The 12,790-nt window shown below is 48.5% G+C and carries 13 protein-coding genes; 9 read left to right on the forward strand and 4 right to left on the reverse strand.

The annotated features are described in order from the left end of the window. Positions 1-15: 15 nt before the first annotated feature. The 3 genes from ACO0K3_RS15220 to ACO0K3_RS15230 form a co-directional block, all read right to left on the reverse strand. Positions 16-2,607, reverse strand: a complete 2,592-nt coding sequence (locus ACO0K3_RS15220) for an RHS repeat-associated core domain-containing protein (protein ID WP_422986018.1) — start codon at positions 2,605-2,607, stop codon at positions 16-18. 2 nt (positions 2,608-2,609) lie between these two features. After that, on the reverse strand, positions 2,610-2,960 hold the full coding sequence (locus tag ACO0K3_RS15225; RefSeq protein ID WP_422986020.1) for a hypothetical protein: 351 nt from the start codon (positions 2,958-2,960) through the stop codon (positions 2,610-2,612). 315 nt (positions 2,961-3,275) lie between these two features. Beyond that, a complete protein-coding gene (locus tag ACO0K3_RS15230) occupies positions 3,276-3,656 on the reverse strand; it encodes a hypothetical protein (RefSeq protein WP_422986022.1) in 381 nt (126 codons plus the stop codon). A 230-nt stretch (positions 3,657-3,886) separates the two neighbouring features. Here ACO0K3_RS15230 and ACO0K3_RS15235 point away from each other — a divergent pair, with 230 nt between their 5' ends. From ACO0K3_RS15235 to ACO0K3_RS15250, 4 genes are all read left to right on the forward strand, one after another. After that, positions 3,887-4,099 carry a hypothetical protein gene (locus ACO0K3_RS15235; RefSeq protein WP_422986024.1) on the forward strand — a complete coding sequence of 71 codons (213 nt, stop codon included), beginning with the start codon at positions 3,887-3,889 and terminating at the stop codon, positions 4,097-4,099. Between the two features lie 355 nt (positions 4,100-4,454). Next, entirely contained in the window at positions 4,455-4,580 is a 126-nt protein-coding gene (locus tag ACO0K3_RS15240; RefSeq protein WP_422986026.1) for a hypothetical protein, read from the forward strand. A 465-nt stretch (positions 4,581-5,045) separates the two neighbouring features. Continuing rightward, entirely contained in the window at positions 5,046-5,792 is a 747-nt protein-coding gene (locus ACO0K3_RS15245) for a hypothetical protein (protein ID WP_422986028.1), read from the forward strand. A gap of 61 nt (positions 5,793-5,853) precedes the next feature. Further along, complete coding sequence (locus tag ACO0K3_RS15250) at positions 5,854-7,167, forward strand: amidohydrolase family protein (protein WP_422986030.1); 1,314 nt, start codon at positions 5,854-5,856, stop codon at positions 7,165-7,167. Positions 7,168-7,271: 104 nt separating this feature from the next. Here ACO0K3_RS15250 and ACO0K3_RS15255 read toward each other — a convergent pair whose 3' ends face one another. Further along, the gene (locus ACO0K3_RS15255; protein ID WP_422986032.1) at positions 7,272-8,402 is read right to left on the reverse strand and encodes a YeiH family protein; all 1,131 of its coding nucleotides are present in this window, start codon (positions 8,400-8,402) and stop codon (positions 7,272-7,274) included. 155 nt (positions 8,403-8,557) lie between these two features. On the opposite strand from ACO0K3_RS15255, the gene ACO0K3_RS15260 reads away from it, so the two are divergent. The 5 genes from ACO0K3_RS15260 to minE all read left to right on the forward strand — a co-directional run bounded on the left by ACO0K3_RS15260 (position 8,558) and on the right by minE (position 12,616). Next, positions 8,558-9,490 (forward strand): LysR family transcriptional regulator, encoded by a 933-nt coding sequence (locus ACO0K3_RS15260; protein ID WP_422986034.1) that lies wholly within the window; start codon positions 8,558-8,560, stop codon positions 9,488-9,490. Positions 9,491-9,610: 120 nt separating this feature from the next. Then, entirely contained in the window at positions 9,611-10,459 is an 849-nt protein-coding gene (locus tag ACO0K3_RS15265; protein ID WP_422986036.1) for a hypothetical protein, read from the forward strand. A gap of 243 nt (positions 10,460-10,702) precedes the next feature. Beyond that, positions 10,703-11,470, forward strand: a complete 768-nt coding sequence (gene minC, locus ACO0K3_RS15270) for a septum site-determining protein MinC (protein ID WP_422986038.1) — start codon at positions 10,703-10,705, stop codon at positions 11,468-11,470. A gap of 65 nt (positions 11,471-11,535) precedes the next feature. After that, the gene (gene minD / locus ACO0K3_RS15275; RefSeq protein WP_422957289.1) at positions 11,536-12,351 is read left to right on the forward strand and encodes a septum site-determining protein MinD; all 816 of its coding nucleotides are present in this window, start codon (positions 11,536-11,538) and stop codon (positions 12,349-12,351) included. 1 nt (position 12,352) lies between these two features. After that, positions 12,353-12,616, forward strand: coding sequence for a cell division topological specificity factor MinE (gene minE, locus ACO0K3_RS15280; RefSeq protein WP_422957290.1), 264 nt, complete (start codon positions 12,353-12,355; stop codon positions 12,614-12,616). Positions 12,617-12,790: the final 174 nt, after the last annotated feature.

Genomic DNA, 12,790 nt, shown 5'->3' on the forward strand with positions numbered 1-12,790 from the left:
TAAAAATTTCCACATTTATTCTGTGGTGGGATCTGGTGGTTTCGGAGGTTCCGTTGGTTTTTGAGGCCTTGCTGGAGGAACCGAATTTGGTGGCAATGGCACGTGCGTACTACCTTTTCCACCTGGCTTGCCAGTTTTTGGGTCAAGAGGTTGTCCATTTGGCCCCGTCCAAACCCAATATCCATCTTCCAACCCAGGGACAGGACTATGCCCAGGTGGCATTACGCGAATATTTTCACCATTTGCGGGATCGGTTCCTGGTGGATAAAAAATTTCTCCGCCTTTTGAGCCAGGTCGACTTTCCCAATCACCCGGAATTACCGGCGCTTGAGGAGGATTTGTATTGGGTTGAATATTTGTTGGGACTTTAGGGCCACTAGACTGCACAGGATCTTTATGAATCGCATCATATATTTTCCGTCCAATCCAACCTCCCAATGCACCAGCACCAAGTCTCGTTGCAACATAAACGACTGCTGTATATTCCAGTCGGACTAGAACTAAGGCATTCCGTCCATCAGGGTCAACATACTTATACGGATTATTATTCGCATAAGTATATCGATTGAAACTTGCTCCAGTATTCGCATCAGTCAGCACTGGATCTTCACTCAGGAACCGAGCCGCCACAGGATCATAATACCGCTGCTGCATATACGTCAAACCGGTGTCAGCGTCATTCACATGCCCGGTAAATCCTATCGTCGGTGTATCACTCCCTGCTACCGTCATGCCATAGGCTTCGTATTTGGTCTGGCTGATTCTTGTTCCGCTTGCGTTGGTTTTAGCGACCGGACTGCCTAGACCATCGGTGTGGATGTAGGTGATGACTTTGGTGCTACTTGCGACATTGACGACAAGACTGATGCTGGTACTGGCAACCGTCCCTGCTGGGGTTGGGGTGGCAGTTAGGCTGCCGCTGTAGGTGCCGGCTGTGGTTCCTGTGGTGGTGATGGTGACGCTGCCGCAACTGCTGTTGGCGTTGCAGGTGCTGGCGCCGACGACTTGGGCGCCGCTGATGCTACTGTAGCTGATGCCAGTGGCGGTGGTTTGTCCTGTGTTACTTAAGGTGCAGGTGATGCTGGCGTTGGCGGGGGCTGTAACCGGGTTGTTGGTATTGAGGCAGTTGCTGAAGCTGAGGCTGGGGGCGCTGGCGGCGGTGACTTTGAAGTTGATGTTGGCACTGGCAGTGGTACTGGCGTTGAGGTTGTCTTTGACGGTGACGAGCCAGGTTTCGGTGAAGTTGTCATTGGCAACCAGACTGGCGCTGACGGTAGGGTTGCTGATGCTGGCGTTATTGATCGTGCTGCGAGTGCCTGCGGTTTTGCTCCAAGTGTAGGAGTAGGGGGCGGTGCCGCCATTGGGGGTGGCGGTGAGTTGCCCACTGGCGGTGCCGGCTGTGGCTAATGTGAGGTTGAGCGGACTAGGACTGATGACGGCGCTGAGAGCGGCGGCGACTGGGTTGACCGTGAGGTTGATGCCGGTGCTGCTGGCAGTGCCTGCAGGAATGGGGGTCGCGGTCAGCGTACCAGTATAAGAGCCTGCGCTCGTGGCGGTGGTGACTTTGACAGTGCCGCAGGTACTGTTGGGGCCACAGTTGGTGGGACCGGTGATGCTGGAATTGGCAATAGTGCTGTAGCTGATGCTGGTGATGGCGGTTTGTCCTGTGTTGCTTAAGGTGCAGCTGGTGCTGGCAGCGGCCGGACTGGTAGTCGGGGTGATGCTGCTGCAGTTGCTGAGACTCAGTGCTGGGGCTGTGGCGGCTGCGCTAACTGTCATGCTGACGGCTGCTGTGGCGGCGGTGCCTGCGGGACTGGGGGTGGCGGTGAGCGTGCCGGTGTAGCTGCCTGCGGCGGTGTTGCTGGTGAGGGCGATGGTGCCGCAGTTGTTGCTGCTGCCAGCACAGGTGCTGGGTTGACCGGATAGGGTGATGCCGGGAAGGCTGTTGTAGGTCACGCTGCTGGCGGTGGTTTGTCCTGTATTACTGAGGATGCAGCTTTGGCTGGCCGGTGTGGGGGCGGTGCTGGTGGTGCCGGTATTGCAGCTGAGGCTGAGCGCGGGAGGGGTTCCTCCAGCGATAGTTTGAAGATTTTCTGTGACGACGGTATCGCCATTGTCATTGCTGGCGGTGTAGGTACAGACAGACGGGTAATTGATCCATTGCGGATTGGCGACGCCATTAATCGTGCCGCCATTGCCAATGAGCTGTCCAGTGTCGGCATAGCCTGTTCCGGAGGAGACGCAGGTCCATTGCACACTGCCGGCGTCTGTGCTCCATAGCATGGTGTAGCCTTGTCCGGCGATCAGGGGTTTGGGTGTGCGCTGGATACTGAGTTTTGGTAAGCCTTGGACAACGGACGGTGTGGGGTTGTTGTCAATGACGCCGGGTGTGATGGCTGGTGTGAGTGCCGGTGTGATGGAGGTACCGGGATTCGACGGTGTTCCCAGCTTACTGCCGGTGTTGGTCTGGGCTTGGGCGGTATTGTGCCCTGCGATCACATTGATGACACCACTGCTGAGTAGGAGGGCGATGGTGAGGACCGCGGCTTTGCTTAGAGAGCGTCGTGTCTTTGGCTGGGGCGTCGCTTTTAATGGCGTTCTTGGCATTGTTAGCGGATTACAGTAACCGCATCTATTTGAGTATCGTCTTGAACTAATCGCAACTGTTTTAACAACTGACTATTGAGATCCCATTCAATAACGGTGTTCTGAAGTTTCATGTTTTCGGTTGAGAATTCACCATTAAGAAATAAAGGAGTTCTCATCTCCACACATTGGCTCGTCTCCAACCGAACTATCTTAACACTATGTAAAAATGCCTCAAAGAGATCTAAATTAAATATTTCCTCTTGGGTGTTTATTATTACTTCGTCATGAAATTCAATTAAATTATTCGGTATATTTATTACCTCGTCAGTTAAATGGCTAAACAAAACTAAAAGATTTTGCGATTTTTCCAAACGGCTCCGATCAATGCAATAAAACCTATTTAGCCAATCAAACGCGAAGGGGATAAATTGACCTGCATAATAGGGAAATATCTCAGCAATTTTGTCTTTTCATATTGATATTTCATCTATTTTCAATATTCTATAAAGTCCAGAATTGAAGGAAGCGCCCTCAAATAAATTAAACAACTCAGACAGCCCATCAATATCAGCAAACTCAATCGATAGGGAATTCTTTTCTAAAGAATTTTTATTTGGTTGATCTTTTTTAAATTGTTTTTGAAAATTTTCATACATATCTTTTACACCTCTATGTTTATTTGATTTTTACATCCCTATTATCGGAACCTGACGAAATTTTCCCGGTGGCGGTCTATTTTCGTATGGAGCTTTAGCAGGAACTTTAGCTTCGTGCAAAGTATCTATAAAAATATCAATCGCTGTTTTAATATCACCTATTGGAGATATGTCTACGGCAAATTCAGCAACATCGGTGATTGTAATGTTTGATGCGGCTGACGCTGTTTCCGCGTAGAGAAGTGTTACCGCTGTAACGATAGTCCCATATGGAGCGTTTCTTAATTGGTTACCTATTTGAGAGCCAAAACTTCTGTTCACTGAAGAGTCTAAAGGACCTAAATTGCTAAGCTCGTTTCCGCTACCAAGTTGCTTATCAAGTTTGTGATCAACATCCTTTCCCTTTTCCACCGTTCCTTCGAAGAAACTTTTTGCAGATGGTCCCTTTTTTATCGGAGTTTTGCTAGCAAGCCCTTCTGCTGCTGATTTGCTTAAATGAGCCGCTTTCGCTTCTGCCTCAATAATTTGAGCTTTATTCCATGTGTTTTTAATTTTGATAAATAATTCAATCGTTTTTTCTGTAGATTTCGGACTTCTACCATCGGGATCAACGAATGAATAAGGTTTGTTAAGGACACAAAATGTACGCCATCTTTAAGCATATCAAATTAATTGCCTTGCAAGACTTACGACTTTATTTCGCTCCATTTATTGGGGCTGTTAAGGCAGTAAAAGTCGAATTAGCTCGCCCTAAAAGATCGGGCATCAAAAACATCGTTGCAGATGACATCCGATTATTTTTCTCTCCTTTAATAGGAGCTATCGATGAAATTAAACGAGAACTTAAGCGATGATTTGCGTCTAAGTAGCTACCCAATGGTGAGCATGCATTATCGATGCTTGCGATGGATTCTATGCGACGTGGAAGTAAAAACAAAGGGATTCGACAAGATGTAGTGAAATGGTTAAAATCCGCGGAAATTGCCTCAGACATAAAAATTGTGTCGCTGTCAGATAGATATTTTGAAATTCATGTACAGCATCCAATTACCAAAGAATACGCAAATTTCGCAGATGTGGGATATGGAAATAGCCAAGTAATACCGGTACTTGTCGCAGGATTAAATTGCGTAGTGGGAGGGCGAATGGCAAAAAGCAGGCTATCGCGTCAAACTCATTTTTCTGCAATTAGTGAGCACCGAAGAAGCCATGGCCCGTGTCGCACAACGAGTAAAACAAGGTGGTCATCACATCTCCGAAGACGTGATACGACGCCGCTTTGTTGCTGGCAAGAATAATTTTGAACAACTCTATGCGCCTATCGTGGACGCTTGAGCTTTTTATGACAATGCCGGTTCCGTACCGGTCCTCATGGACTGGAACGAGCAAGTATAAACAAGCAACCCATAGCACAAGCCAAGGACCGCGATTTGCGCCTTTCTCAGGTCGCCATGCAAAGAGCCGCGAAGCGTGCGCAGTATCTGGCAAAAGCAACTGGCACTGCGATTGTCATCAGTCGTGAGGCGTCATTGAACACCTAACACCTAAACCGCAAGAAAATATGACACCGAAATAGACACGAATGTTGAAAATCTCTTTGCCTGTGGTGCAATTCCGTCCCGGGCCACCAAGTATTGAAGCCGTTTAACAAAGAAATTTGTTAAACGGCTTTTTTTTGCATCCCCGTCCCAACAAACAAATCTGTCACATCACGCCCCACTTTCTATTTTCACAAGCTAGATGCATACTAGGCACCTAGCCAGCACACGTCCTCCGCAGCAAAATCACCTGGAAAATCTCATGACAAAGCGTTTCGTTTTGCTCTTTTTTCTTTTGGCTGTCAGCCTGAACGTATGGGCTGATCCTGGTTATTATGTGGTGACAGTGTATGACAACAAGGATGAGAAATCGCTTGATTACCGGTATTGGGCGGTCAGTCGTGCTAACGGTGCGGAGACAATCTGGCCCGAGCTGGGGTTTGGGTATGGCGTTACTGCGCGTTGGTACACCGAGCTATATGCGAGCGCTATCGGGACGTCGAAATCAGATCTTAAACTTAGTACCTGGAACTGGCAGAACGATTATCAGTTGACGCAGGGACAGTATCCGGTCGACCTCGCTTTGCACACTAACTTTATTCGTCCGCATGATACTGCCGATGGGTATACGTTTGAATTTGGCCCTGCGTTGCAAACGGATATGGGCAAGGTGCGCTTGAACGGTAATGTCTTTTTTGAGCGTAGCTTTGCGTCGGAAGAATCTTATGGCAACGGACAAGCTAATGCGACGCAAATGAAATATCAGTGGCAGGTCAAATACCGTTGGATACCGTCCTTCCATATTGGTTTACAGGGATTTGGTGAACTCGGCGACTGGGATCATTGGGCGTCGCGTGATCAGCAGTCGCATCGTATCGGGCCTGCTTTATTTGGGTCATTTGAACTGATGTCCTCGACTAAATTTGCTTATCAGGCTGCATATTTGAAGGGCTCTGTTTATGGCAAACACGCTGACATGTTCACGATGCGTTTGCAGCTTCTGTTTTAACTGTGATTGTCGTTCCACTACCTCGCTAATTCAGCGCCGAACATCCTTTTGGAGAAACTATATGAGTGTACGTTTGTCGTCTTTCGCTGTTGTATTCCATGTGGCTCAACAATTTATTCTTGGCGTCTCGCTGATGACCGTATCGGCCATCGGTATATCCGGTGAGACTCCCCAACCTCTGATCGCGGTGAAAGCGGCGCACATGTTAAATGTCAACGACGGCACTTTCATTGACCAGGCCATCGTACTGATACGTGGCGATAAAATTATCGCCGCTGGTAACAAGGTACAAATTCCTGAAACAGCACAAATCATTGACTTGGGAGATAAAACACTATTACCCGGCCTGATCGATATGCATACGCATCTGACGGCAGATCCCGAGAACAGCGGCTACTCTAGTATTGCACTGTCCGTACCCAGACAGACCTTGATCGGCGCACGCAATGCCCGGCTCACCCTGAATGCAGGATTTACTACGGTTCGCGATGTTTATGCCGAGGCTTACTCGGATGTTGGCTTGCGTGACGCGATCAATGCGGGGGACATCCCTGGCCCGAGGATGATGGCGTCTGGTCCTGGCATGGGAATTACGGGAGGTCATTGCGACGATACGATGCACGCGCCGGAATATCGCCTGACATCTGGCGGCACTGCGGATGGTGTCGCGGCCGTCACGCAAAAAACCCGCGAGATCATCAAGTATGGCGCCAGTGTAATCAAGATTTGTGCAACCGGCGGCGTACTTTCATTTGGAGACGATCCCAAAGCATCGCAATATACGCTGGAAGAGATGAAAACTATCGTCAGCGAGGCTCATCGATTAGGTAAAAAAGTGGCAGCACATGCCCACGGTGGCGACGGTATCAGACTTGCCGTACTGGCTGGCGTGGATTCAATTGAACATGGCTCCTACATCGATGACGAAGGTAGCAAGCTGATGAAGGAACATAAGACCTGGCTAGTGCCGACCTTGTATCTGGGCGACTGGCTCATCCAGCATGCGGAAGAAATCAAATTACCTAAAGCTTTGCTAGAAAAAGCCAAAATCGTCCTGCCAGATGCCCGCAAGCACGTCGCTCGTGCAGTAAGTCTAGGCGTACCGATTGCGTTTGGTACCGATGCTGGCGTGTATCCACACGGCCTGAATGCGAGAGAGTTTGCTGTGTATGTGCAAATCGGCATGACGCCCATTCAGGCGATCAGATCAGCGACCATTAACGCATCAAAGCTACTTGGCTGGGAAGATCAGGTAGGCTCGATTGATGTCGGAAAATTTGCCGACATGATCGCAGTAGATGGAAATCCTTTAAAAGATGTGACTGAGTTAGAACGGGTTAAATGGGTGATGAAAGCTGGTGCGGTGATCCGATAATCTGACCAGATTCGCTTAATAGAACTGCTTAAAAATACGCCTGCTTGGACACTTAGTTACTTAGCAAATTAGTTGCGGTGCAAATAGTTTTACATTCATGATGATCAAAACAGATAGCTCACCACCTGATTGATCATCATGCCTCCGGCCATCAACCACACAAAGAGTGCCCCGCCCAGCAATAATGGTTTGCTGCCGGCCTTGCGTATCATACTGAGATTCGTGCTCAAACCTAAGGCAACCATTGCCATCGCCAATAAACACATATCCACCTGCTGAATCACATTAAGCCAATGCTTAGGTATTGTCAGAATCGAATTGATTGCAACCATCAACACAAAAACAAATGCAAACCAAGGAACACTGATGATCTGCACCGGTTTCTGATGAGTCATTACCGATTGATCAGACGGCACTCTCTTTTTTGACAAAGTCAGTGATAATAAAAACAGAAACGGCGCCAGCATCATAACTCGCCCCATCTTCACAACAATGGCTGCATGTTCAGCCTTCTCACCTGCTGCGTGAGCAACGGCGACAACTTGTGCGACATCATGAACTGTCGAGCCAACAAAAACACCAAAAAATTCTGCCCTAACAGAGACTAGGTGCAAAGACAGATTCCAATGGTATAAAAGGGGATAGAGCAAGGTTGCCATCATGCCAAACATCACGACGGTAGAGATTGCTACACTGACCTCTTCCGGTTTAGCGCTGACGACATTCTCTGTTGCCATGATCGCTGCCGCGCCACAAATAGAACTCCCGGCACCAATTAAGATTGCTGTATTTTTATCCAACCCCAGCAACTTCATTCCAAGAAAAATACTCAGGCCAAAAGTAGTGCTCAGAACCAGCGAATCTATCAAAAAACCACTGATACCGACGTCTGCCAGGTCCTGGAAATTTAAGCGAAATCCATACAACACGATCCCCAGACGTAGCAAATGATGCTTTGAAAAGCGAATACCTTGTGCGGATTGAGGCGCACCAGCAATGGCGGTCGTGTTACCAGTGGCGATACCTGCAAAAATTGCCAGGCTCAACACGCCAAGACCATGTTCAGTCAACCAGGAGAATCGGCCTAGCGATACTACAACAGCGCTAATCATTGCGACTAGCAATAGTCCGGGAAGATATGGCCGAACAAGCGCTGCAGACAATTGATGTCGATGTAAGCAATTAGCGATACGCATCGATATTGTTGTGCTAGCAGAGTGAAATATGGAAGACATAGTGAGCTTCTGATTGGTACAGCATAATTTTTGAGTGATCAAACAGATCAAGATAGCGCGCAGTGTATGCCACTTCAATTAATAGATAAAACAATTCATTTATCTATAATCAAGATGTAAAATAGGTAAATTATCTACGATCAACCTACATCTAAATGCGTCTGACCTTAAGGCAACTACAGATTTTTCTGGCCATCGCCCAGACTGGCAGCACATCGGCTGCCGCTGATGAGGTTAATCTGTCGCAATCTGCTACCAGTGCCGCGTTAAATGAACTTGAGCATGGATTGGAGATCAGTCTGTTTGACCGCATCGGCAAGCGTCTCCAGCTCAATGACAATGGTCGTTTGCTCCAGCCTCAGGCAAATCAACTGCTTGATGCTGCACGCGTGATTGAGCAGCAATTTAGCCCGGGCTTCGCGCAATCCGGTGCAGGATTGCGGCTAGGTGCAAGCACTACTGTGGGCATTTACGTGTTGCCCGCCATTCTCGCTAAAACACACTCCGACTCGATGAGCTATCCGAATGTGACGATTGCCAACACGGCAGACATTGCGCATGCCGTCGCGAATTTCGATCTGGATCTCGGTTTGATAGAAGGTCCCTGCCATCAGGAAGAGCTTTATGCAGAGCGCTGGATCAGCGATGAACTCATTATTGTCTGTGCGCCAGAACATCCCATCCTGAATGGCGGTGTTGAAGCAAAAGTGCCTCTCAAGAATTTACGCAGTGCCCAATGGCTGCTGAGAGAGCCGGGTTCGGGAACGCGTGAGACAGTGGAGCAAGCGCTGTTACCACACCTACATCATCTGAATTGTATCGGCGAATTCGGCAATTCGGAGGCAATTAAATACGCCGCAGCCGAGGGACTGGGCATCGCTTGCTTATCACGCCGCGTTGTTGCGGACTTATTGAGCATGCGTAAAATAGTCGAGGTAAAAACCACACTTCCTAAACTTGAAAGAAATTTTTATCTGATTCATCACAGACATAAAATACTATCTGCGCGCCTGCAAGACTTTTTAACATCGTGCCGCAAGATGTCCGCACCAGATAAGTCTATCCGAACCGAACACAAACAGGAATAATGCAACATCTTCCTACAGATTGATCACCATCCGTCAGCATGACAATCATAGATGACTGCTATGAATGGCGGTCTTAAGTCAGTGCACAACCTTTCAGAAAATATTTAACCAGCATCACCCATGACCATACAAATTAACAAAGAAATTAAAGCCTATATTGATCCGCTGACAACCCATGAATATGAGGCACTGGAACGTAGTATTTTGCGCGAGGGCTGTCGTGATGCCCTGATCTTATGGGGTGATACGCTAATCGACGGCCATAACCGTTATGCAATTTGTCAGCAACATAATTTGCCTTATAAAACAATACAAAACACTTCACTCGATAGTATGGAAGATGTCATTCTCTGGCTGATCGACAACCATATCGGACGCCGCAGCGTCACGGATTTTCAGCGTGGCATGCTGGCATTACGCAAAAAAGAAATTGTCGCCGCACGCAATAAGCCAGCGAGCGACAATACGGCACCAACGCCCGATGAAACCCCGGAGCCAAAGATAAAAAATACGCGCGAAGACATCGCCAAATCCGCCGGAATCAGCAGCAATGCCATCACGCAAATTGAGAAAATTCAGAAGGCGGCAAGCTCCGCATTAGTCAATGCGGTCCGCGCTGGAACCATCTCTATTAGCGCCGCCGCGGCTATTGCCTCCTTACCGGAGGCGCAACAAGCCGACGCCGTCGCAGGCGGCCGTAAAGAGTTACAACAGGCCGCCAGACTTGCGCGCGAGATCAAAGCAGCAAGCCGGCCTGTCAAATTAATAAAAAATGAAGCTCCGGAACATAGCACTTCACAAGACGATGCTCAGGTGCAAAGTATGGATAGTAATCCTAGCGCCTCAGCGGCTCTTGCGGATCCGGCCGACATCGCAGTCCTGCAACAAAAAATAGCCGAACTGCATGCCGAGAATATGGCTCTTAAAGCGCGCGTGGCAGAACTGACCTTGGCTTTAAACGCTGACTAAGGCTCTCGTCGCGACGACAAAAACGACAGATCGGCTCGATAATTTGCATAGGTTTTTGAAAAAAATTCTCCGGCAAAGGCAATTGCCAGCCTATTTTTTAATCGGATTGCAAGCGGATTTCGCTTATTTTTTTTGCAGTTTTAGCGAGACTTAGACCACAACGACCGGGATAAGTCTTTTACAATAGCCGTTATTCTTTCGCCTGTTCAGACCGTCGCATTGCCACCTTACTGATTATTTACTATGCAAAATAGCCTGACGCACAAGCCTGTTGAAATAAAAATTTCTACCGTTGTCGCCGTTGCGATTATTTTGCATGCCGCGCCCATCGCTACGCTGGAAGCCGCTTTGAAGCAAATGACAGCGGGTACGCCAGATTTTTTTGACGACGAGTTTGCCGTCATCGATGTAGAAAATATCGCCTCAGAAAAACTAGACTGGCCAGCACTGATCAATTTATTTAAATCGTTTGGACTCAATCCGGTCGCCGTACGCAATGCGCAGGAAAGCGATTACAGCACAATACGCAGCCACGGCCTGAGTATCGACGTGGTCAGCAAGCCACGTCCAGAACTCACCAGCCCGACTCCGGTTACGACAGCGACTGCAGTGGAAATCGTCGCTGAGAAACCGGTTCCCGCGACAGCACCACAAATTATCCACAGCAATACACCGGCAATGGTGATCGACACACCGGTGCGTGCGGGGCAGCGTATTTACGCGCGCGGGGCAGATCTGATCATTACCGCATCGGTCAATAATGGCGCCGAGGTCATTGCTGATGGCAGCATTCATATCTACGCACCCTTGCGCGGGCGGGCTCTGGCTGGTGCTACGGGCAATACCGATGCGCGTATTTTTGCACTGTCAATGGAGGCTGAATTGGTCTCTATTGCAGGGATCTACCGCACGTTTGATGATGGCTTTCCGGCACTGCTGCCTAACCATCCCGTACAAATCAAGCTGATTGGTGACAGTATTGAAGTATCATCCGTAAAATCAGCTGGTTAATTATTTAACATTATTCCATCACCGCTATCAGTAGTTTGATTGCTCAAAAATTAAAGGAGTTCTTTGTGGCAAGAATCATCGTTGTGACATCCGGTAAGGGCGGCGTAGGAAAAACGACTTCCAGTGCCAGCTTTGCGTCTGGTCTGGCCATGCGGGGACACAAAACCGCCGTACTCGATTTTGACGTGGGTCTACGTAATCTGGATTTGATCATGGGCTGCGAACGGCGTGTCGTCTATGATTTAGTGAATGTCATCAGCGGCGAAGCAAGTCTGAATCAGGCACTGATCAAGGACAAGCATTGCGATAATTTGTTTATCCTGCCCGCCTCGCAAACCCGCGACAAGGACGCGCTGACAGAAGAAGGCGTTGAGCGTGTCTTAACGGATCTCGCCAAAATGGATTTTGAATACATCATCTGCGACTCGCCTGCTGGCATTGAACGCGGTGCGGTCATGGCGCTGACATTCGCTGATGAGGCGATCGTCGTGACTAACCCAGAGGTGTCTTCCGTACGTGACTCCGACCGTATTCTGGGCATCATTCAAGCGAAGTCAAAACGCGCGCAGGAAGGCGGCGAGCCCGTGAAAGAACATCTATTGATCACCCGCTACTCACCAAAACGTGTTGAGGCTGGTGAGATGCTGTCCTACACGGACGTGCAGGAAATTTTGCGCATTCCTCTGATCGGTGTGATTCCAGAATCAGAAGCGGTGCTGCATGCATCAAATCAAGGTAATCCGGCCATCCATATGAAGGGAAGCGATGTGTCGGATGCATACGAAGATGTGATTTCACGTTTTCTCGGTCAAGAAGTGCCCCTGCGTTTTATCAATTACGAAAAACCAGGTCTGCTGCAACGGATTTTTGGAGGTAAGTAATATGGCCTTGCTATCTTTTTTATTCAACAACAAACCTAAGAGCGCCAATACCGCCAAAGAGCGTCTGCAAATCATCATTGCGCGTGAGCGTACAAGTCGTGAAGGATATGATTTTTTACCTGCTTTACGAGAAGAGCTGATCGCAGTGATTTCCAAATACACCAAAGTCAACGCAGACGATATCAAGGTGTCACTGGATCGCCAGGGTAATCTGGAAGTTCTGGATGTCAACGTGGTCTTACCTGATGTAGAGCTACGTAGTTAATGTAACCACACCAGAGCGGCAGATAATGCTAATCGCTCTGGTGTAATCTGACGCAACTAAGTGAGTCACTGATAAATCGTCTGTTGACCAAGTCCAGATCCAAACTTAGTTCAATCCTTGTAAGGTATTTGCACAGCCTTTGTACGGTACTTGTCGGGTACTTGTCCATTTATC

Source organism: Undibacterium sp. Rencai35W, from assembly GCF_049340185.1.
Lineage (GTDB): Bacteria > Pseudomonadota > Gammaproteobacteria > Burkholderiales > Burkholderiaceae_D > Undibacterium.